Source organism: Xanthobacter sp. 91 (assembly GCF_000702385.1).
GTDB classification, from domain to species: Bacteria; Pseudomonadota; Alphaproteobacteria; order Rhizobiales; family Xanthobacteraceae; genus Xanthobacter; species Xanthobacter aminoxidans.
The window spans coordinates 46,150-63,460 of record NZ_JNIB01000001.1 but is presented as its reverse complement, the minus strand read 5'-3'; the positions used below and the strand labels follow the sequence as shown (position 1 = coordinate 63,460).

The 17,311-nt window shown below is 67.4% G+C and carries 29 protein-coding genes; 4 read left to right on the top strand and 25 right to left on the bottom strand.

Features of this window, described 5'->3' with window-relative positions:
* Positions 1-272 precede the first annotated feature (272 nt).
* Genes A37E_RS0100450 through A37E_RS0100440 form a run of 3 tightly spaced genes read left to right on the top strand, consistent with a single transcriptional unit; the run spans position 273 to position 3,141 of the window.
* On the top strand, positions 273-977 hold the full coding sequence (locus A37E_RS0100450; RefSeq protein WP_156026200.1) for a hypothetical protein: 705 nt from the start codon (positions 273-275) through the stop codon (positions 975-977).
* Positions 974-2,491 carry an ATP-binding protein gene (locus A37E_RS0100445; protein ID WP_051678675.1) on the top strand — a complete coding sequence of 506 codons (1,518 nt, stop codon included), beginning with the start codon at positions 974-976 and terminating at the stop codon, positions 2,489-2,491. Before A37E_RS0100450 ends, A37E_RS0100445 begins: the two co-directional genes overlap by 4 nt.
* Positions 2,488-3,141, top strand: a complete 654-nt coding sequence (locus A37E_RS0100440; RefSeq protein WP_024278271.1) for a response regulator transcription factor — start codon at positions 2,488-2,490, stop codon at positions 3,139-3,141. The genes A37E_RS0100445 and A37E_RS0100440 overlap by 4 nt, the downstream gene beginning before the upstream one ends.
* Before the next feature lie 261 nt (positions 3,142-3,402).
* Here A37E_RS0100440 and A37E_RS0100435 read toward each other — a convergent pair whose 3' ends face one another.
* The 23 genes from A37E_RS0100435 to A37E_RS0100320 form a co-directional block, all read right to left on the bottom strand.
* Positions 3,403-4,641, bottom strand: a complete 1,239-nt coding sequence (locus tag A37E_RS0100435; protein ID WP_051678674.1) for a tyrosine-type recombinase/integrase — start codon at positions 4,639-4,641, stop codon at positions 3,403-3,405.
* Positions 4,642-4,852: 211 nt separating this feature from the next.
* Positions 4,853-5,347: a thermonuclease family protein gene (locus A37E_RS0100430; RefSeq protein WP_156026199.1), complete on the bottom strand. Its 495-nt coding sequence runs from the start codon at positions 5,345-5,347 to the stop codon at positions 4,853-4,855.
* Positions 5,331-5,786, bottom strand: coding sequence for a single-stranded DNA-binding protein (gene ssb / locus A37E_RS0100425; protein ID WP_029554817.1), 456 nt, complete (start codon positions 5,784-5,786; stop codon positions 5,331-5,333). The genes A37E_RS0100430 and ssb overlap by 17 nt, the downstream gene beginning before the upstream one ends.
* Before the next feature lie 3 nt (positions 5,787-5,789).
* Positions 5,790-6,125 carry a hypothetical protein gene (locus A37E_RS0100420; protein WP_197022905.1) on the bottom strand — a complete coding sequence of 112 codons (336 nt, stop codon included), beginning with the start codon at positions 6,123-6,125 and terminating at the stop codon, positions 5,790-5,792.
* 2 nt (positions 6,126-6,127) lie between these two features.
* Entirely contained in the window at positions 6,128-7,381 is a 1,254-nt protein-coding gene (locus A37E_RS27320; protein WP_245279238.1) for a hypothetical protein, read from the bottom strand.
* Positions 7,378-7,749, bottom strand: a complete 372-nt coding sequence (locus tag A37E_RS0100405) for an ASCH domain-containing protein (RefSeq protein ID WP_029554815.1) — start codon at positions 7,747-7,749, stop codon at positions 7,378-7,380. The genes A37E_RS27320 and A37E_RS0100405 overlap by 4 nt, the downstream gene beginning before the upstream one ends.
* On the bottom strand, positions 7,746-7,949 hold the full coding sequence (locus A37E_RS0100400) for a hypothetical protein (RefSeq protein WP_029554814.1): 204 nt from the start codon (positions 7,947-7,949) through the stop codon (positions 7,746-7,748). The genes A37E_RS0100405 and A37E_RS0100400 overlap by 4 nt, the downstream gene beginning before the upstream one ends.
* A complete protein-coding gene (locus A37E_RS0100395; RefSeq protein ID WP_029554813.1) occupies positions 7,946-8,962 on the bottom strand; it encodes a phage Gp37/Gp68 family protein in 1,017 nt (338 codons plus the stop codon). Before A37E_RS0100395 ends, A37E_RS0100400 begins: the two co-directional genes overlap by 4 nt.
* Positions 8,955-9,137 carry a hypothetical protein gene (locus A37E_RS0100390; RefSeq protein WP_029554812.1) on the bottom strand — a complete coding sequence of 61 codons (183 nt, stop codon included), beginning with the start codon at positions 9,135-9,137 and terminating at the stop codon, positions 8,955-8,957. The genes A37E_RS0100395 and A37E_RS0100390 overlap by 8 nt, the downstream gene beginning before the upstream one ends.
* A gap of 3 nt (positions 9,138-9,140) precedes the next feature.
* Positions 9,141-9,509: a hypothetical protein gene (locus tag A37E_RS0100385; RefSeq protein WP_051678672.1), complete on the bottom strand. Its 369-nt coding sequence runs from the start codon at positions 9,507-9,509 to the stop codon at positions 9,141-9,143.
* 3 nt (positions 9,510-9,512) lie between these two features.
* Entirely contained in the window at positions 9,513-10,685 is a 1,173-nt protein-coding gene (gene dnaN / locus A37E_RS0100380) for a DNA polymerase III subunit beta (protein ID WP_029554810.1), read from the bottom strand.
* Between the two features lie 12 nt (positions 10,686-10,697).
* Entirely contained in the window at positions 10,698-10,964 is a 267-nt protein-coding gene (locus A37E_RS0100375; RefSeq protein ID WP_029554809.1) for a hypothetical protein, read from the bottom strand.
* Positions 10,961-11,218, bottom strand: coding sequence for a hypothetical protein (locus tag A37E_RS0100370; protein WP_029554808.1), 258 nt, complete (start codon positions 11,216-11,218; stop codon positions 10,961-10,963). The genes A37E_RS0100375 and A37E_RS0100370 overlap by 4 nt, the downstream gene beginning before the upstream one ends.
* 4 nt (positions 11,219-11,222) lie before the next feature.
* Entirely contained in the window at positions 11,223-12,230 is a 1,008-nt protein-coding gene (locus A37E_RS0100365) for a DUF2303 family protein (RefSeq protein WP_051678671.1), read from the bottom strand.
* 38 nt (positions 12,231-12,268) lie between these two features.
* A complete protein-coding gene (locus tag A37E_RS0100360) occupies positions 12,269-12,601 on the bottom strand; it encodes a hypothetical protein (RefSeq protein ID WP_029554806.1) in 333 nt (110 codons plus the stop codon).
* Positions 12,602-12,618: 17 nt separating this feature from the next.
* Positions 12,619-13,284, bottom strand: a complete 666-nt coding sequence (locus tag A37E_RS25720; protein ID WP_051678670.1) for a hypothetical protein — start codon at positions 13,282-13,284, stop codon at positions 12,619-12,621.
* Positions 13,281-13,646: a hypothetical protein gene (locus A37E_RS0100350; RefSeq protein WP_029554804.1), complete on the bottom strand. Its 366-nt coding sequence runs from the start codon at positions 13,644-13,646 to the stop codon at positions 13,281-13,283. Before A37E_RS0100350 ends, A37E_RS25720 begins: the two co-directional genes overlap by 4 nt.
* On the bottom strand, positions 13,643-13,966 hold the full coding sequence (locus tag A37E_RS0100345) for a hypothetical protein (RefSeq protein ID WP_029554803.1): 324 nt from the start codon (positions 13,964-13,966) through the stop codon (positions 13,643-13,645). The genes A37E_RS0100350 and A37E_RS0100345 overlap by 4 nt, the downstream gene beginning before the upstream one ends.
* Positions 13,966-14,301, bottom strand: a complete 336-nt coding sequence (locus A37E_RS0100340; RefSeq protein WP_029554802.1) for a hypothetical protein — start codon at positions 14,299-14,301, stop codon at positions 13,966-13,968. The genes A37E_RS0100345 and A37E_RS0100340 overlap by 1 nt, the downstream gene beginning before the upstream one ends.
* The gene (locus tag A37E_RS0100335) at positions 14,301-14,543 is read right to left on the bottom strand and encodes a hypothetical protein (RefSeq protein ID WP_029554801.1); all 243 of its coding nucleotides are present in this window, start codon (positions 14,541-14,543) and stop codon (positions 14,301-14,303) included. Before A37E_RS0100335 ends, A37E_RS0100340 begins: the two co-directional genes overlap by 1 nt.
* Positions 14,540-14,830, bottom strand: coding sequence for a hypothetical protein (locus tag A37E_RS25715; RefSeq protein ID WP_029554800.1), 291 nt, complete (start codon positions 14,828-14,830; stop codon positions 14,540-14,542). The genes A37E_RS0100335 and A37E_RS25715 overlap by 4 nt, the downstream gene beginning before the upstream one ends.
* On the bottom strand, positions 14,830-15,285 hold the full coding sequence (locus A37E_RS0100325) for a hypothetical protein (RefSeq protein ID WP_029554799.1): 456 nt from the start codon (positions 15,283-15,285) through the stop codon (positions 14,830-14,832). Before A37E_RS0100325 ends, A37E_RS25715 begins: the two co-directional genes overlap by 1 nt.
* Position 15,286: 1 nt before the next feature.
* Entirely contained in the window at positions 15,287-15,637 is a 351-nt protein-coding gene (locus A37E_RS0100320) for a hypothetical protein (RefSeq protein WP_029554798.1), read from the bottom strand.
* Between the two features lie 135 nt (positions 15,638-15,772).
* On the opposite strand from A37E_RS0100320, the gene A37E_RS0100315 reads away from it, so the two are divergent.
* Positions 15,773-16,312 (top strand): hypothetical protein, encoded by a 540-nt coding sequence (locus A37E_RS0100315; protein WP_029554797.1) that lies wholly within the window; start codon positions 15,773-15,775, stop codon positions 16,310-16,312.
* A gap of 8 nt (positions 16,313-16,320) precedes the next feature.
* Here A37E_RS0100315 and A37E_RS0100310 read toward each other — a convergent pair whose 3' ends face one another.
* Both A37E_RS0100310 and A37E_RS0100305 read right to left on the bottom strand, forming a co-directional pair.
* A complete protein-coding gene (locus tag A37E_RS0100310; protein WP_029554796.1) occupies positions 16,321-16,668 on the bottom strand; it encodes a hypothetical protein in 348 nt (115 codons plus the stop codon).
* Positions 16,669-16,677: 9 nt separating this feature from the next.
* Positions 16,678-17,301: a LexA family transcriptional regulator gene (locus tag A37E_RS0100305; RefSeq protein ID WP_029554795.1), complete on the bottom strand. Its 624-nt coding sequence runs from the start codon at positions 17,299-17,301 to the stop codon at positions 16,678-16,680.
* Positions 17,302-17,311 lie beyond the last annotated feature (10 nt).

Sequence of the window (17,311 nt, the reverse complement as noted above, 5' to 3'; positions counted from 1 at the left end):
GTTCTTCTTTTTCTTATTGAATTCTTATGGTTCGTTATCTTGTGTGGCACCAGTTGAAGCGGTATCCGCACCTTTGTCTGCCGATCATTCGGCAATTCATTGTGGGAACACTTGGCAAAGACGGTTGCCGGACTTCCATAAGTGTCTGATAAGTATGTTGTTTGCCGACCGATGCCGCAGCCTTCCAAGCCCCGTCCGGGTTGGTTTATTTGTGCTGTTGTCGGAGGTGTTGTGCTTTATATCATTCGTGTTTTCGCCAAGATGGAATCTGAATGCCTCTTGTTCTGAGAAAATATTCAGAGATCGACGCGGCCTACGCAGATGGCCGGGCGATAAAGATGTCAGCGGAGACGGCAGATTACGTGGGAGAGACTGCTTTGCCGATGCGCCTTGGCCGTGCTTCCCGTCGGCTGTCCATCGCCCGGCTCTTCGCAGTGTGCCTTCTGGCAACGGCGGGCACGCTGGTGCTGGCGTCATGTGGCGAGGAGGAGGAGCGTCGGCCGGTTGCCTCCAGCGCGGCTTCGGCGCCGGAGGCCGCGCCACCGCCCGGGGCCGGCAGCGCCGCCAAAGGAGCCGGCCCGCGAGGCGGTGCGGCGCGCGAGTGGCTGGATGTCGGCGATAATACTCCGCCCGAGGTCTTTCTCGCCACGCGGTCCGCGCCGGCCGGAGCGCCCGCGTCGGCCGAGGCCGTGGCGGAGATCGCGGCGCTCTTGAGCGAGGCCGACGCCGTGTTCGACGAGAACCGCCGCATGCTCGCCAACCGGACGCTCCAGCTGGAGCGGATGCTGGGCGAAATTTCCGTGGTCGAAAGCCCGCAGGCGCTGCTCGGGGGCTTCATCACCGTCGGTCGCGCGGTCCGGCGGATCGGCTATAGTGATTTGTGCCAGCACTATTTCAATCTGCGGGCCGCCGGGGCGAGTCGCGAGGACGCCCTCGCCGCGCTTGCCGCGCCGGCGGCCGAACGGAGGAACCCATGAGCGTCCACCCCGCCACGCGCGCCTCGTTGCCGCGGGGCATCGCGGGCGCGAAAGACGAGGCGGGACAGGCGGGCGCAGGGGAGGCGTCGGTGCGCCGCGTGTCGCTGCGCACCCGCGTGCTCGGCGCCGTTCTCGCCATCAATCTGGTCGCCGCCGTGGTTGCGGGCGCCGTGGTGGTGGTGAATGCGCGCGTCGCGGCCGGGCGCGAGATGGTGGCCTCCATCGAGATGGCGGAAAATATGGTCCGCGAGGTGGCCGAGCGTGTGGCCACGGAGCAGGGAACGACCCTCGCCGCGGCCTTTCCGCCCCACCTGCGCCACCTGCGCCATGTGCGCATCTCCCTTGAAGGGCCGGACGGACGCCCGGCCGTGTTGCCCGCTGATGGCGCGCCGGCAAACAGCGAGGCGGCGCCCTCTTGGTTCGCCCGGCTCATCGGCGTGTCACAGGTCACGCGACGGATCGATGTGGTGGCCGACGGGCGTCTCATCGGCCGGGTGCGGATCGAGGGCGTTCCCGATGACGAGGTGGCGGAGGTCTGGGACGACGTATTCGATTTCGCCAGCGTCGCCCTCGCGGTGAACTTCGCCATCCTCTCGGCCCTGTTCGTCGCCCTGGGACAGGTGCGACGGGATCTCTCGCGCTTTCGCGGCGCTCTGGACGAGCTGGAGCACAACGAGTTCGCCTGCCGCGTCGAACCACCCCGCACCCGCGAGCTCGCCGAGGTGGCGGAGCGCTTCAACGCCTTCGCCGAAACCCTCGGCGCGGCGCGGGAGGAGAATGCCCACCTCTATGGCCGTCTCGTGAGCCTGCAGGAGGACGAGCGGCGCCAGATCGCCGGTGATCTGCATGACGAGCTGGGGCCACTCATGTTCGGCCTGAAGGCCAGCGCCGATTCGCTCGCCCGCCTCGCGGCCACCGCTCCTGCGGAGAATGCCGAGCGCATGGTGGCGCGGGCGAAGAGCCTCATTGAGATCGTCGAGCGGATGCAGGTCGCCAACCGCCGCCTGCTCACCCGCATCCGCCCAGCCGCGCTCGACCACGTGCCGCTGAAGGACGTGCTTTCCAGCCTCGTCGCAGATTTCCGCCAGCACGATCCCGAGCGGCGATTCGCGCTGGAGCCCGGTGTGCTCGCCGATCATTACGAGCCGTCGTTCGACGCCACCGTCTATCGCTGCGCGCAGGAAGGCGTGACCAACGCGCTCAAGCACGGCAATGCCCGTTCGGTGCGCATCATCGTGGGCGAGCAGGGCCGACGTGGCGCAGGGGGCATGCTGCGCCTTGTCGTCGCGGATGACGGGCAAGGGCCGCCGGCCATTCCGTCGATGGGCCACGGCCTCTCGGGCATGAAGGAACGGGTGCGCGCGCTGGGCGGCATCTGTCGACTGGAGCGGGGTAGCGAAGGAGGGGCGCGCCTTTTTGTGGAGCTTCCCATCCCGTTGGGGCATTCTGCCTCTGCGTCTTCGGCCTCCGCCGAGGGCAGGCGCGTGCGTTCAGGGCCAGGGCATTCGGTATGACCAGCGTTCTCCTCATCGACGACCACCCCATCGTGCTGCAGGGCTGCCGGCACTTGCTGGAGGACGCGGGCATCAGCGACCTGATGGAGGCGCAGACGGCGCTGGCCGGCTATCGCCTGTTCCGTCGCAAGCGGCCGGACGTGGTGATCGTGGATCTCGCGCTCAACGGCAGCGGCCTCGCCGGCCTCGCTCTGGTGCGGCGGCTCAGGGCGCAGGCGGCGCGCATGCCCATCCTGGTCTTCTCCATGCACGCCGACCCGGTGATCGCCAGCCGCGCGCTGGAGGCCGGCGCGACCGGCTATCTCCTGAAGGACACCTCGCCCGACGACCTCCTCGAAGCTTTCGAAAAGGTGCGGCGGGGCCAGCCCTACATCAGCCACGACCTGGCGCTGGAAGTGGCCCTGCTCGGCACACGCGGGCGCAGCGGCGTGATGGCCGATCTCACCCCGCGCGAGCTGCAGGCGCTGGCGCTGCTTGCCGAGGGCAAGGCCTATGGCCAGATCGCCGACGAACTGGGCGTCAGCTACAAGACGGTGGCCAACACGTGCTCTCAGCTCAAGGCCAAGCTCGGTGCGACGAATCTGGCCGAGCTGATTCACCGCGCCATCCAGTACGTGGCCGGCGCCCCGACCGGACGGGCGAAGAACTAGGCTCGCCTTCCCGGTGAGTCTGAGCTTCACAGGTTCGGACGCCGTCTGTGGACATTGTGGTAGCCGCTCTCAGCCAACAGAGTGAACGCGACACCCGAAAGCCATTCACAGGTGGCGTGCCTAGCCGCCGAATGCGTGAGCGCTCCAGAACACACTTCGTCCACAAGCCATTGAGATTTGGTGGGCCCGGCAGGACTCGAACCTGCAACCTAACCGTTATGAGCGCGTGTGGTTCTCAGCAAGACGGCGCGAATGCTCGCATCATCGGTTCGTTCCGACCCCGCTTGTTCCCTTACCGTTCAGGGTTTTCGTTGGCGTTTTGTTGGCGGTGCCCGGCCTGCTCCCCAGAGCCGTGGCAGCGCCCTTGAGGTGGTCCGGGTGATGGTGGCCATAGGTGCGTTCCACCATCTGCGTGCTCATGCCGAGGAATCCGGCCGCCTCCCACATCGGAACGCCGGCCTGCATCAGCCACGTGGCCGCCGTGTGTCGCAGGGTATGTGGCGTGATCTGACCATCGAGTCCGGCAAGATCGACCGCACTCCGGAACGCTGTCTTCACCGACTGCACCGGCTGGCCATGGTACTCGACCAGATAGCCGGTTGGCACAGGCGGTTCTATTCCCGCCGCGCGCGCGTCTTCGGCGGCGACTTCGTACCAGCGGCGCATGTGGGCGAGGAGGCGGGCTGGGATGGGGACGGGCGGCTGCCGCTTCTTCGTCGGCCGCGCGCCCACGGCGAGCCGATAGAACACCCCTTGCTTGAGATCGACATATGATCGCCCGGCCGAGGCCGACCAGCTCGCAGACGCAATGGCGCCGGCGCGCGTGCCGGTATAGAGCCCGATCAAGACGAACCGCGCCAGATGGCGCATTGTCCACCTCCGGGTGGGCCGGGGCTCGCCGGGGTCCCCTTTGCGGCCCCGACGCTGCTGCTCTCTTGCGCGCCAGCCCGCCCACAGCAGGGCGGCAGCTTCGTCGCGGGTCAGCCAGCGCTCGCGGGGCGCGCCCTTCGCCGGCAGAGCGACGCGCACCTCGCCGCGGTGCAGCCCCTCCTTGGCGTGGTGCCCGATGGCGGCACGAAGATCCTCAAGGTCGCGCCTGGCCCCACCCGTATTGCCCCGGCCAGCCACATAGGCGGCGCAGGTGGCGGCCGAGACGTCGGCCAGCGTCTTCCCTTTCCACCACATCAGGAGCCGGGTGCAGCGCTCGGCGGCGGGCTTGGGGCGCGATTGATTCGGAACCACATCCTTCAGGTAGATGTGGATGACGTCCGTGACGGGGATTTCAGCGAGATCACGGTCCCGCCGCGGCGCCTCGTATTTGGCGGCGATGTGGTGGGCGAGGGCGCGCTCAGCTTCTTTGCGAGCATCAGCGCCGAGGCCAGTGACACGCTGTCGTCCACCGTCGAGGATGATCCATGTGGCGGCGTGCGTGACCCGGCCGGACGCGTCGCGCCGCGCGGGGCGGAGCCACAGGCGGGCGCCTTTGGCTGGACGCGGCATTTTTCCCTCATCTCCTCGATGGCCTGCAGCGTGGTGTAATCCTTCCCCGCGATACGCTCAACCGCAAGCCGTCCGCGCGCCGCTTCCCGGCGCAGGCCGCTCGCGCTCATGCTCCCGTCCGGAAAGGCGAGCGCGGCGGCGACATCGATGCGCAGGGGCGTGACGCGGTCGATCTGGTCACGGGAGGGCAGGGGGCGAGCCGGCGTGCCCATCACGGCCTCCCGCACCAGCTGTCCGGCGGGCGCGGAGCGTCCGGGTCGTAGGCGTAGGGCTGGGCGTAGCCTTCGGCGAGAAGGGTTTCGCCCACGTCCTGGCCGTTGGCGGTGAGCCGGCCGCAGAGGCGCCCATGGTTGCAGCGCAGCGTGCCGGCGGTGCCGGGGCGGCAGCGGCAGTCCACTTCCTGAAGGTCGAGCCCGCCGCCGGCCACGATCTGCCGCAGGCGCTGCGTGGCGAGGGTCGAGAGCATGCGCTCGGCCGGGCAGCGGGCGCGCTCGCCGGCCTCGGGGGTGTCGAAGCCCACGAGACGGTAATGCACCGTGCCGACGGCGATGGTGTCGCCATCGATGACATGGATGGCGGCGGGGGCGATGGGCTCGCCGCGAACCTGCGACAGTAGAATGATGAAGATGAGGAAAACGCCGAGCACGGCCAGCCCGGCGACAATCAACGCATCCCGCGCCCGCTCGTAGTCAGAAGGGAATTTCATCGTCGATCCCCATGGGCTGGCTGCCGCTGCGTTCGCGCGGCGGGTCGGCGCGGTTGTAGTCTTCGGGGGTGCCGGCGGGCGGGCGGGTGCTCTGGCCGTCGAGGAGGTGGATCTCGCCGCGGAAGGGGCGCAAGACCACCTCCGTGGTATAGGTCTCGCGCCCGTCCTTCTCATATTTGCGGGTTTCGAGCTGGCCTTCGATGTAGACCTTCGAGCCCTTCTTGAGGAACTGCTCGACCACGGCCACCAAATTCTCGTTGAACACGACGACGCGGTGCCACTCGGTGCGCTCGCGGCGCTCGCCCGTGGCCTTGTCCTTCCACGTTTCGGACGTGGCGATGGAGAGGTTGGCGATGCGCCCGCCATTCTGGAAGGAGCGCACCTCCGGGTCGCGGCCGAGATTGCCGATGAGGATGACCTTGTTGACGCTGCCGGCCATGGCTTAGGCTTCCTTCACGGTCGTGGTGTTTGTGGGGGAGAGGGCGGCGGTGCCGGCGTCGGCGGCAGGCCGTCGCCCTGTTGCTGCGGCGCGAAGGTCATCGCGAGCTTGATCGATCTCGCGCAGACGGGGGAGCACGTCGCGTCGGATCGTCTCGAAGAGGGAGCGGAGGCCCTTTTCGTGGTCACGAATATAGGCCTCGCCGAGCTTATCCTTGAAGGCCTTCAGGAAAGCGGTGTCGCCATATCCCACGAGTGCATCGAGCGCGCGGATCTCGGTCTCGTTGAGCGACAACGTGGTCGAGAACTCTATGGTGAGATGATTTTTAGTGTGCGCCATCGTCAGCCCTCCCCTGCCGGCTGGGTGGGGAGGGGAAGGGCTCCTCCCTTCGCGAGGGATTCGATCGCGCTGGCGTACCCCTGGATCTTGTCCAGCCGCGCCCGCAGGTTGGCTTCGCGCTGATCGGCAAGCGCCTTGTCCGCCCCCGCGTCCCGCTCTCGGCGAATACGCATAGCCTCTCGAAGTGTGCCGAGTTTTCCCTTGGCATCTTCTCTAGCCTCAACGACTGCGGCGAAGTATGTGTCATCACGGCTTCCGGTGAATACAGAGATTTTTTCCCCTCGTTGGTGGAGCATCATGCAGAAATTTGCGACATCGACCGGGTCGCCTTTGCTGACATGGTCGCGCAGGAGGCCGGATAGGCGGTAGGCTGGGCAGTCGTTTTTGTCTTCCCAACCGCCTTTTCCTTCTGCGCGTTTCTGTGCAAGCTTTGTTTTCATTGCGCTGGCGAACCGGTCAACAGCAATGTCATCGGAGTGGACCGCCTTGTCCTTCATCTCCTCGGTGAAGATCGCTTGCAGCCGCTTCAGCTCATGCACCACCAGTATGATCGACTCGCCGAAAGATTGCTGGTTTTCGATCTCATCCAGGGCGTCGCTGCTATCGAGCCACGCATCCAACTCGGCAATTGATGCCCGCAGGGCACCATGCTCGGCGGGATATAGTTTCATTTCCGGAATTGCATCGCGGGCAAGGGCGGCTAGGTTCGCCCACGCCATCGGGAGCGCGCTGCCGGTCGGCTTCGCCGCCTGCTTCGCGCGGATGGCTTCGACCTTCGTCCAGATGCGCGCGAGCTCGGTCTCGCCGGCCAAGTGCATGTCGATCTCATGGGCGAGGCAGTAGGCCGCCAGCGTCACCTTCACGCCGCCCGCTTCCTGCGGCGGCTCGCCAGCCGGTCGGCTCCAGACATAGCCCGTCAGAGCCGCGACGCGCTCGGGCGGATAACCGCCCGATTGCAGCAGCTCCAGCACCTCCTCGAGAAGGCGGTCGCCGCGCTCCAGCCTGTCGGCGGAGATGGCCGGGCCGAAGCACGCCTGCATCCAGTGCCCCACCCGCCGCTGGAAGGAAGACGCGTCGAGTGCGCGCTCCGCGATACGGCGCTTCTCCACCTCGCGGTTGTTCGCCTCCAGCAGCTCGGCCACGCGGGCGGAATGGGTGGCCGCCGTGTGGGCCCGGTCCTCCGTGAGACGGGCGATCTGGGCGAGGAGGTCCTCGCGGGTGCCTTCTTCGGCGAGGGCATTGAGATAGGCGCTCACGGCAGGACTCCTTCCGACACGTCGAACAGGCCGAGCGCGCCCTTGAGCGGGATGAAGGGGAGGGGCTCGACCTCTTCCAGCACCAGGCCGTAGCGGCCGAAGAACCAGGGCGAGGGGTGGCTGGTCACGCAGTCCACGAGCTTGGCCCGGCCGACGATGCCGCCGCGCGGCAGGTCGGCCATGGGCGGGAGGGCGAGGCCGAGGCTCGCGGCGAAGTCGCGGCACTCCTCGTATTCGTCGCGGGTCATGCCCTTGGCGGCATGAATGTCGAGCGGGCCGCGGTAGCTGGTCCACCAGTTCCGGTTTTCGACCGGCTTGCCGTGAAGGATGCACCAGGCCCACGGCTGGCGGATGGAAAGCGCCTTCATGCTGCGGTCCTCGCGATGCGATTCAGGCGCATTCTCAGGTTGCGGCAGTCGGCGATCTTCCTGTTGGCCTCGCCTGTATCTTCGTTGCTGGCCTTGAGCTTGAGGCGCGCGTCGCGCCAGCGGTCCTCCCATGTGTGGAGCGCCACACAGAGAAGAAAGCGTTCGTCGTTGGTGAGGTTGACGCTGAAGGGGCGCTTCATGCTGCGGTCCTCCGGGGGAGATCGTTGTGCTCGCGGCCATCTAGCAGGCGGCCGGCGCGGGCCTTGCCGACGCGGCGCATCACGTGGAATCGCTCGCCGTGGAAACCCTGGCCGCCGTCGAGGTTCAGCCAGGCGATGTCGGGCTTGCTGCCATCGAACTTGCGGGCGTAGTCGGCGCGCCAGTCCGGGTCTTCATTGTCCCGGTCGATAGCCACTTCCCAAGCGCCCCACTGCTTGAAGAAGTAGGGAATGCCGTGCGCGGCGCAGAAGTCGCGGGCGGCGCGGTGCCAGTCAGGGTGCGTCGGCCGGGCGCAGGGGCCGCTCTCGCCGCCGGAGATGAGGCCGGAGAGGAACTCCCATCCGGTCCAATCCACCGGGCCGAGGGCGGGCTCATAGCTGACGAAGGTAGACGCCCCGCGCTTGGCAAGAATCGAAAGATATGGCCGATGTTCATTCGCCCGCCGCTGGTCCTCGACCGAGACGCCGTGCAGTACATTCGGAAGACACGAGTGTTCATAAAGCGAGTTGCGAGCCGTTAGCGTCCCCGTGCGAGTCCGATTTGGCCAAGCTTTTCTAGACGGCTCGTCGTAAAGACGCTCATAGAGCGACCGTCCAAACAAATACGCGCGCATTCTCCGGGGCCGCTTTGTGAGCATTTGGAACGTGTGCTCCGGGCACAACGCCATCACGGCAAAGACGCGGTCAATCCACTCGTCAGGGACGCTTTCATGGAAGAGGTCGCCCATGGAATTGACGAAGATGCGGCGTGGGCGGCGCCAGCGCCGGGGCTGTGTCAGGATGTGATCGGGCGCGGGCGCGAGTTTTCCCGTCCAAACCGCGCCAGCCTTCCCGGGCATGGTGGTGCCAGCATAATGCGAAGCGGACCCCATAGCCTCCAGCCGCGCCGCCATGCGCATGGCGTAGCAATTGGTGCAGCCGGGCGAGACGAGCGAGCAGCCGACGATGGGATTCCACGTGGCGTCGGTCCACTCGATGGCGGAATTGTCAGCCATGGGCGCCTCCTTCCGGCCGGGCGGCGCGGATGATCTCGGCGCGGGTGGCGCGCTCGCCGGCGAGGTAGCCGGCCTTGAACTGCTTCTCCATGTCGCCCACGGCCTCGATGCGGCCGATGGCGTAGCCGACGAGGAAGGCGAGGGCCATCAGGCCGATGGTGACGGGGTCAGCCATGGCCTAGTCATCCTCGTCTTCGTCGTCGTCCTCAGTGGGCGTTAGCGCCACCACGGCCACGGCGACGTGAGTTCCGTTGAAGGACTGACGGGGCAGGCACAGGATGGGTTCGCGGCTGGGGTGGTAGTGCCCGAGCGTGTAGACAGCGGCGATCAAACGATCATCGGGCACGCAGGAGATGGAATAAGAGCCGCCGTGCTCCTTGTAGTGGGCCTCGGCGGCGGCGTTCAGGGCGAGCACTGCCGCCTTCGCCTCAATCATGTCGGACAGCGTAACATCCTTGAGGCTGCCGGCTTCGACCTCCAGCCCAATTGTGAGCATGGCCCGGGCGTTGATCGCCTTGACGATCTCTTTGGCGCGTTCGATTTCCATCGCTCACACCCGCATCGGCATGAGGACGAAGAGGGACCCGGTGCCCTCCGCCTCGGGGGTGATGAGGCAGGGCGATCCGGGGTCGGCCATGGCCATCTGCACCCGCGCGCCGGGCACCGCGGCGAGGATTTCGGCGACGTAGGTGACGTTGAAGCCGATATCGAGCGGCTCCGCGTCATAGACGGCTTCGAGCTCGTCTATCGCATTGCCCGTGTCCGGATTCTGCACGATGACCGTAAGCGCGCCGGTTGCGAACGAGAATTTCCCCGCCCTCCCGCGCTCGCTGGAAACGGTGGAGACGCGGTCGACGGCCGCGGCGAGCGCCTCCTTGTCGAGCGTCGCCAGCTTGTCGTTGCCGGAGGGGATGACCCGCCCATAGTCCGGGAAAGTGCCGTCGATGAGCTTGGTGGTGAGCGTGGTTACGCCCGCCGTGAGCCGCAGCTTGGTGGTGCTCACTTCCAGCCGCACGCTTTCCTCGCCCAGCGGCTTGAGCAGGCGGGCGATCTCGCCCACGGCTTTGCGGGGCACGATGATGCCGGCCATGCCATCGGTGCCCTGGGGGGCCAGCACCTGGTGCTGCGCCAGCCGGTGTCCGTCCGTGGCCACGGCGCGCAGGGCCGGGCCGTCCTCGGCACCGACAACGTGCAGGTAAATCCCGTTCAGGTAATAGCGGGTTTCCTCGCTGGAGATGGCGAAGCTCACCCGATCCAGCATGTTCAACAGCGCGGACGCCTGTAGAACAAAGGTGTTGGAGAAGTCGCCGGCGGAGAGGTCCGGGAAGTCGCCCGCCGCCAGCGTGTTCACGCTGATGCGGCTGCGCCCGCTCCTGATGGTGAGCTTGCCCCGCTCGCCGTCATCCGCCAGTTCCACCTTGGCGCCGGCCGGCAGCTTGCGCACGAAGTCCGCCGCCATCTTGGCCGGCAGGGTCGTCTCGCCCGGGGCGGCCACCTCCGCCTCGGCGGCGCTGATGGCCTCCATGTCGAGATCCGTGCCGGTGATGGCAATGGTGCCGTTGCTCGTGCCGCCGTTCGCCACGGCCGCTTGCGCGGCCTGCTCGGGCGGGCGCGCCACAAGGCGGACGTTGGAGAGAATCGGGATGGTGTTCCGGGTCTCGACCACGCGGCCGACGCGGTCCAAAGCGGCGGCCAGCGCGTCGCGGCTGATGGTGAGTTTCATCGGACGGATTCCTCAGGTGTCGCCATTCGCTGCGGCATCCGGTCCGGAATCCGCAGAGAACGGCGCGTAGGGGTCGGCGGGTGGCACCAGGTGCGCTGGCATCTGCCGGCGGTAGCGCCATGCGAGATGCTCCACGTGGCGCACCTGTGCCCGCGTGAATTTGCGCGGATCGATCCTTCCGATGTCCCGGGCGAAGCGCTTGTGGGGCGAGCCCGGCAGGAAGGTGACGCCTTGCAGGGCCGCGATGCGGTCGAGCACAAGCCCGGACTGGTGCATCATGCTGCCGCCCTCTGGTCTGCGCCGTTCGCTCCGGACGGCGCGGTGAACAGGTCCGGTGCGGCGTTTGCCTGGCGGGCGGCGGCCTGCTCGGCCTTGAGTTCGGCGCGCAGCGCATCGCAGGTCGCGCGCACCAGTTTTTGGGCGAGGGCGGCGCGCGGGGCATGCCGGCGCGTCGCTTTCACATAGGCCGCCGCCATCTCCCGGCGGCGCCGTTCAAGATGCGTAATCCGGGAGGTGCCGGCGGCGCGGGTCATGGCGTCAGGCCGCCATCTCGGGCGCGCCCTCGAAGGCGGGTAGGCTGGTTTCCTTGGCGGCGCGGGCGAGATCGTCCTGCACGCGCTCGCGCAGGAAGAATTCCCAACGATAGAGCTGGTAGAACCAGACGACCTCGCCGCCGGCCGCGCGATAACGCAGGCGGGCGGGAATGCGCACCACCTCGGGCTCGGCATCGCCCGCGAGGAACGGCGCGACCGAGACGATGAAGATGCCGGGGATGTCGATGGGCTGGCCGTTGGCGCCCGTGTGCTCGGTTTCGAACACCATCTGGCGCTCGCCGGAGGCATTGCGCACGGCGCTCTTCATCTTCGCGCCCACGTTCACCTCGAGGTGGCGGCTGAGGTCGAGGATCTCGGCGGGCGTGCCGAACCGCTCCTTGAACATCGGCTCGAAGGTGTTGATTTCGTACTGGTCGGGTGCGGCCAGTTCCGCCGCGTGCTCCTCCATGAATTCGGCGAAGTCGGCCTGCTTGAACGTCTTGCCATGGCCGGCCACCCACACCTTGAACTCGTCGGTGAGCGGGAACGGATAGGCGATGCGGTGCTTGCCCCGGCGGGCCGTCTTGGTCTCGCCGGGCATGTGATAGTCGATGACGGCGGTGAGCTTGGGCTCGGGCCAGGCGGTCTTGGCGAAGATGGCGGAGCCGTCATCCTTGTGGCGGTTCGTGAGTTCGATGAAGCTCGCGAGCGTGGTGACGACGGCGGTGCCGACCCGCTCCAGCGGCGGCTTGGCGGCGCGCACCTCTTCGAGCAGCGAGATCGGCTTCTGCGCGTGGCGGTCCCAGAGGATGGGGACATTATCGGGCAGGTCCGGCCCGAGGCCCTTGGTGGGCACCTGCAGGATGGTCGGCACCGAGCCCTCGCGGGCAAGCGCGGCGATGGCTTCCACGGTGGCGCCCTCGACGCTGCCGAGGAAGGTGGGGGGAGAGGTGAGCAGAAGCTCGCCGGCGGGTTCCTCGCTGGGCGGCGGCGACGTGGTCTTGTCGGTCATGGTCGGTCCTTTGCTTGGTGAGAGGGCGGTGCAGGCGGTCAGGCGGTGTCGCGGCGCGTGATGTCGCGCGGGCCGAACATGTCCTGTTGGCTCGGGTGCTCGACGGAGAGCGCGCCGTCGACGATCCAGAACGTGCAGGCCTTGAACCCCTTCTTCTTCGGGGGCTTCATGTCGATCTGCGGCAGGCAGTCGATCCGGTCGCCGACCTTCTGGACCTTGATGGTGAGGGTGATGGTGCCGCTGGCGGTCTCATCCGGGTGCTGCTCGACGGCCTCGATGAGGCGATGGAGTTCGGAGTCGGCCTCCTCCTCCACCCGGCCGCGGTGCATGATGCCAACCGCCTCGAAAAACTTGCGAAGGGTGCGTGCCATTTGGTCCTCGGGAGCGCTCAGGCCGCCTTTGCGGCGAGGTGGGGGAAAAGGGTGTGGAGGCGGGCGCGCCATTCGTCGGCGGCCTTGGGCCAAGGCCACACCTTGATGCGGCCAAGGCGGGCGGGCGGGGGCACGCGCTCGACGCTCGGGTGCCAGGGCTTGGGCGGCTTGCAGAGCAGGTCGCGCCGCTCGGCGGCGAGCATGGCGAGATCCCACTGGCGCACGCGCGCGGCGATGTCGGGCGGTAGGGGCCACGGGTGGCCGGCGGCTTCATGGATCGCCGCGTCGATCTTGGATTCCATGGCGGCGAGGGCCTGGAGGAACAGCCCGTGGCCATATCCGCCGCGATGGTCAAGCCCTTGGTCCGCTGCCACCACCTCACCCACATGGGCCGCGAACGCCTGCTTCAGCGGCGTCATCTGGTCCTTGATGTAGGCTTCCTTGGCGTCGTGCAGCAGGAAGGCGCGGGCCGTATCGATGGAGCCGGTCTCGGCGATGATGGTGTCGGCGCCGAGCACGCAGTGCTGCGCAACGCTGTAGGGGCCGGAGCGCACATGCCCGCCGAACCGTGGCTCGCGGGCCAGCGCCTCGGCCACGTCGTGCTCTAGGTCCACCATGCCCGGCGTCGGCGCCATGAGGTCGAAGGCGCGGCCGGTCCCGGTCTGCATCCAGATGTCGGTCATTGGGCCGCCCCCGTGGTGGGAGCGTTGGTCTGGATGATGTCGCCCGCCGCCTCGGCCTGCGCCCAGGCAAGGCTGCGCCCGTGCTGGAAGGCGCCCGAGCAGAGCGTGACCACATCCTTCCGGCTGCAGCCCGCGTTCATGGCGATGAACTCTGCGCGGGCGGCCAACCCGCCGGCCATGTTGGACACGAAATCGGCGATGGACGCTTGCATCACTAGGCTTGGATGCGTCTCGGTCGCGGTGCGAATGCTCTGCATCGCCACATTCATGGCGCGGATCACATCGACGCCCATGCTTTTCAGGGCGGCGGCTTCTGCGTCCGTGAGTTCGGCCTGGTTGCGGCCCCTACCGGACTTGCTCATGCCACCTCTCCGTCGTCGGGCTGGATGGGTTCGAAGCGCCAGGGGCGCAGAGGGACGACGGCACAGGGATGCGCCTCGGGCGCGGGTCCGGCGTCGAGGCGGCGGGTGGCGGCCTCGATCGTGTGGTCGATGACGCGGACCATGGTCGGCGTGCAGCGCGGGTCCTGGCTGGTGTTGATGAGCCAGATGCCGAGCTTGTCCACCACCTGGCGATGGCCCTGCATGGCGGCCTGAAGCATCCCCTGCGAGGAGGCCCACACCAGATGGGCGATGGAGCCCGGCCCGGTGCCGCTGGGGGTGAAGGTGATGAGCGTGCCCATCAGGGTTTCCTCTCCGTTTTGCGGGCGAGTTTCGCCATCGCCGCGAGGGCGAGGCTGGCGGGGAGACAGGCGGCGGTGAGCGCGAGCACCGTCGTCGCCGTGGTGAAGGCGACGGCGGCACCGATGAGGTCGGAGCCCTGGCGGGCGCGCGCCCCCGCCTCTCTCGCTGCGCGTTCGGCCTTCGCGTCATAGAGCGTGGCGGCGCCGGCTGGGCCGGGGGCGTTGGTCCCGCCGGGCGCCGCCACGGCATCGGCGCTGGGGGGCACCGCCGATGCATCCCGCGCGCGGCCCCGCTGCCGCCGCTTGGGAAGGGTGAAGGGGAGGAGGCGGCCCATCAGGCGTGCTCCTTCTCAATTTCGACGAGGCGCCGTCGTGCCTCGGCGATGGTGAGGCGCGGCGCCTTGCGCCGGGCAAGCATCCAGCAGAAGAAGCAGATTCCGCCGGTCCACTGCATGGCATCGCTGCCCATCCAGACACCGATGCCGATCATGGCGCCGAAGGTCGCGAGGGTGACGGCATCGCTGACGATGGATTGGGCGGCCGTCTCGTGGATGATGATGATTTCCGGGCCGCTCATGCCGAGGCGCTCCCCTGCTGGCGGGCCCGCCGGGCGGCGAGCACCTTGGGCGGGCGGCCGCAGCCGCGCTCGGCGCGGAGCGCGCGCAGCATGGCGCCGCTGTAGCGGGAGCGGTCGACATGGTGACCGCGCACAAAACGCACGCGGCGATGCGGGACTCGTGGCGTCATGAAGGCCGGATGCAGCCGCTGCGACGCGGCGGCCTGAACCATCGCCTTGATCTCGGGGCCGGAGAGCCCGTTGAAGCGCGCGGCGAGGGCGGAGAGAGCGGAACCGACGCCCAGCATCACGCCACCTCGCCACATTCGGGGCAGACGGGGCCGGCGATGCGGCGGGCCTCGTCGGCGTATTCGGTGATCTGCGCCGTGGTGAAGCCGGCGCGGGCGAGGTCGTGCACGTCGCAAAAGCCGCGGGCGGCGGCGCATTCCTTGAACACCTGCGCCATCCGGTGCGGGATGGTGACGGCCTCGCACGGCTGGTCATTGGCGGGGGCCTTGATGACGAGCTTGAAGCGCACCGCGAGGAACGGCCGCTCGTAGCCGTGCAGGTAGACCAGCGGCGCCTCTTGCCCGAGGGCCGCGTCGAGGCTCTCGGCCTCCTTGACCGCGCGCACGGAATAGATCTGCTGGAGGACCAGCGGCAGCGGCGCGCCGGAACCGGCGATGTCGATGCACCGCACGATGTCGCCGGGGCCGAAGGGGCAGGGCGCCGGGAAGATGGTTTTCGTGGCGAGCGCGGTCATGTCAGGCCGCCTTTCCGAAAAAGGCATCGAACACATCGCAGCCTTCCGCCTGCTGCGCCTCGTTCAGCGCCGCGTGAAGCGCGGGAATGGCCGTTCCCAGCCGACGGTGCAGGGTGTGGGCGAGCGCGAGCACGGTCGCGGCGTCGGTGGCCGCCTCCTGCTGCCGCGTGGTGAGTTCGGTCTCGTCCCCCGAAAGCGTCGCCTCGCCCACGATGCGTGGAAGCACAATGGCCGCGTTCCGCAGGCGGTCGAGCGCGCCCTGGATGTCCTCGATGACGTGAACCGCCGGGCTGACCGCGGCAAACGCCGCCGCCGCCTCCTGCGGGGTGAGTTGGTCCGGGTGGGGGGTCATGGGTGGCTCCCGTGAAGGTGAGCCAACGTCTACACGATATGTGTTGATAGTGTCAACATGCTTCGTGTTGATGTCTGCCGCGGTCTACATGACGCGCGTTGAAAGTGGCGCCTAGCCTTCCATCGGAGGGCGCGCATGGAGGGGATCGGCTTTATCCTTGCCGTAGTCGGGATGATGGCTGCCGCCATTATCCTCGTCCGTCGCATGTTGGCGGGTGGCAGCGCTGCCCGTGGCGAGGCCCCTGTGCCGCAGGATGTGCCGCGCCCTCGTCCGAAGGCTCAGGACGTGCCAGACTTTTTGACTGAGCTGCGAGATGAGATCAGGGAACGCCAGAACGCGGCGACCCGGCGGCCCGTTTCGGCTTTCATGCGCGTGCCGCTGACCAAGCAGCAACGGGAGTTCGCGACCGCCGCCCACGAGTTCCTGCGTCGGGATGATCCTGTGATGGCGCAAAGGTTTGCCGTCGAGCCCGGCGGCTTGCGCGCGCCCTGCGATGCCGAGATGCTGGATGTCTTCGCGCATCGCGGCTTGTGGCTGGTTGAAACGTCCCTTGATACGATGCTGCGGGACGGCGAAATCACGAAAGCAGAAAAGCTATCCTATCATCGTTCGCTGCGCAGTCTTGAGAACAAGATGCACGCATGTCTCGATGAGAAAAAATACAGACTGTCGTGAATGGCCTACTATTGCTTGAGCCGAACCAAGCCTTTTACGTTTTCACCATTGGGCCCATAGAGCAGGAGCCCCGCAATGCAGGCGGCATCAGGATTTACGCCTTTCCAAGGCGCAATCTGTTCCTTGTATTTCTCAAGGAACGCAGATTTGACGGTCGCATCGGAAAAATCCAGCCCGAACCCCTGCATGATGACCGCCATGACGAGGTCGTTGGTCTCCAGCTTCGGGCAGATGTCTGCCGCCGCCTGGGCCTGGGCGATGTGACCAAGCGCGTTCTTCTGCTTCTGCGTCAGGCTCGCCGCCGCTGCAGTGCCGCCGAGCGCCACGAGGGCAAGGAGAGTGGCAAGCATCCGCATGGGCTGGTCCTATCCCGAATAGCGCCAGTCCACCGGCGCCGCCCACTTCAGGCGCACGTCCGTCATGGGCATGGCGTTGTAGCTCCACAGCGTCCAGAAACCGGCCCGTGAGCCGGGCTGAAGCCGCTTGACGAAGATGCGGCCGTCTTCCAGCGCCACCACGCATTCGCGCTGGCCAAGCTGGCGGATGCTGTCCGGCGTGTTGTAGATGCGGTCGTAATAGAGGATCTCGCCCTCGTAGAACCGGGGCTCCATGGAATCGCCCTTGACCTTCACCGCGACGCAATCGTGGCTGACGGCGGGCGGTGCGGGCACCTCGTCGAGGCCGGCACCCTTGGCGTGGTCGTCGATCAGGTGAACCTCGGTGCCCGCGCCGACATAGCCCACCACATTGACCATGCGCGCCGGGGGCGGTTCCTCGCCCTTGTCCTCGACGCCGAGGAGCCACGCGGCCTTGACCTTGAACTTGCGTGCATATTCGCGAGCGCGCTCATCGTCGAAATCGTTCTGGCCGTTCTCGTGGGCGGCGTAGGTCGACTCCTTCCAGCCGAACCGCAGCGCCGCCTGGCGCGCCGAGGGAAACCCTGCGTCGGCCCGTGCCTTGCGGAGACGTTCGTTCTTTGATTCGCGCATAAGCGGATCA

Coding starts and splice junctions, on each gene's coding strand:
- A37E_RS0100375 (WP_029554809.1), bottom strand. CDS start 10,964: ATGATGCACCAGTCCGGGCTTGTGCTCGACCGCATCGCGGCCCTGCAA.
- A37E_RS0100400 (WP_029554814.1), bottom strand. CDS start 7,949: ATGAAGCGCCCCTTCAGCGTCAACCTCACCAACGACGAACGCTTTCTT.
- A37E_RS0100420 (WP_197022905.1), bottom strand. CDS start 6,125: ATGGCGCACACTAAAAATCATCTCACCATAGAGTTCTCGACCACGTTG.
- A37E_RS0100345 (WP_029554803.1), bottom strand. CDS start 13,966: ATGGGCACGCTCATCACCTTCACCCCCAGCGGCACCGGGCCGGGCTCC.
- A37E_RS0100440 (WP_024278271.1), top strand. CDS start 2,488: ATGACCAGCGTTCTCCTCATCGACGACCACCCCATCGTGCTGCAGGGC.
- A37E_RS0100350 (WP_029554804.1), bottom strand. CDS start 13,646: ATGAGCAAGTCCGGTAGGGGCCGCAACCAGGCCGAACTCACGGACGCA.
- A37E_RS25720 (WP_051678670.1), bottom strand. CDS start 13,284: ATGACCGACATCTGGATGCAGACCGGGACCGGCCGCGCCTTCGACCTC.
- A37E_RS0100340 (WP_029554802.1), bottom strand. CDS start 14,301: ATGGGCCGCCTCCTCCCCTTCACCCTTCCCAAGCGGCGGCAGCGGGGC.
- A37E_RS0100390 (WP_029554812.1), bottom strand. CDS start 9,137: ATGGCTGACCCCGTCACCATCGGCCTGATGGCCCTCGCCTTCCTCGTC.
- A37E_RS0100320 (WP_029554798.1), bottom strand. CDS start 15,637: ATGACCCCCCACCCGGACCAACTCACCCCGCAGGAGGCGGCGGCGGCG.
- A37E_RS0100365 (WP_051678671.1), bottom strand. CDS start 12,230: ATGACCGACAAGACCACGTCGCCGCCGCCCAGCGAGGAACCCGCCGGC.
- A37E_RS0100315 (WP_029554797.1), top strand. CDS start 15,773: ATGGAGGGGATCGGCTTTATCCTTGCCGTAGTCGGGATGATGGCTGCC.
- A37E_RS0100335 (WP_029554801.1), bottom strand. CDS start 14,543: ATGAGCGGCCCGGAAATCATCATCATCCACGAGACGGCCGCCCAATCC.
- A37E_RS0100310 (WP_029554796.1), bottom strand. CDS start 16,668: ATGCGGATGCTTGCCACTCTCCTTGCCCTCGTGGCGCTCGGCGGCACT.
- ssb (WP_029554817.1), bottom strand. CDS start 5,786: ATGGCCGGCAGCGTCAACAAGGTCATCCTCATCGGCAATCTCGGCCGC.
- A37E_RS0100325 (WP_029554799.1), bottom strand. CDS start 15,285: ATGACCGCGCTCGCCACGAAAACCATCTTCCCGGCGCCCTGCCCCTTC.
- A37E_RS0100395 (WP_029554813.1), bottom strand. CDS start 8,962: ATGGCTGACAATTCCGCCATCGAGTGGACCGACGCCACGTGGAATCCC.
- A37E_RS0100405 (WP_029554815.1), bottom strand. CDS start 7,749: ATGAAGGCGCTTTCCATCCGCCAGCCGTGGGCCTGGTGCATCCTTCAC.
- A37E_RS0100385 (WP_051678672.1), bottom strand. CDS start 9,509: ATGGAAATCGAACGCGCCAAAGAGATCGTCAAGGCGATCAACGCCCGG.
- A37E_RS0100450 (WP_156026200.1), top strand. CDS start 273: ATGCCTCTTGTTCTGAGAAAATATTCAGAGATCGACGCGGCCTACGCA.
- A37E_RS0100360 (WP_029554806.1), bottom strand. CDS start 12,601: ATGGCACGCACCCTTCGCAAGTTTTTCGAGGCGGTTGGCATCATGCAC.
- A37E_RS25715 (WP_029554800.1), bottom strand. CDS start 14,830: ATGCTGGGCGTCGGTTCCGCTCTCTCCGCCCTCGCCGCGCGCTTCAAC.
- A37E_RS0100305 (WP_029554795.1), bottom strand. CDS start 17,301: ATGCGCGAATCAAAGAACGAACGTCTCCGCAAGGCACGGGCCGACGCA.
- A37E_RS0100445 (WP_051678675.1), top strand. CDS start 974: ATGAGCGTCCACCCCGCCACGCGCGCCTCGTTGCCGCGGGGCATCGCG.
- A37E_RS0100370 (WP_029554808.1), bottom strand. CDS start 11,218: ATGACCCGCGCCGCCGGCACCTCCCGGATTACGCATCTTGAACGGCGC.
- dnaN (WP_029554810.1), bottom strand. CDS start 10,685: ATGAAACTCACCATCAGCCGCGACGCGCTGGCCGCCGCTTTGGACCGC.
- A37E_RS0100430 (WP_156026199.1), bottom strand. CDS start 5,347: ATGAAATTCCCTTCTGACTACGAGCGGGCGCGGGATGCGTTGATTGTC.
- A37E_RS0100435 (WP_051678674.1), bottom strand. CDS start 4,641: ATGCCGCGTCCAGCCAAAGGCGCCCGCCTGTGGCTCCGCCCCGCGCGG.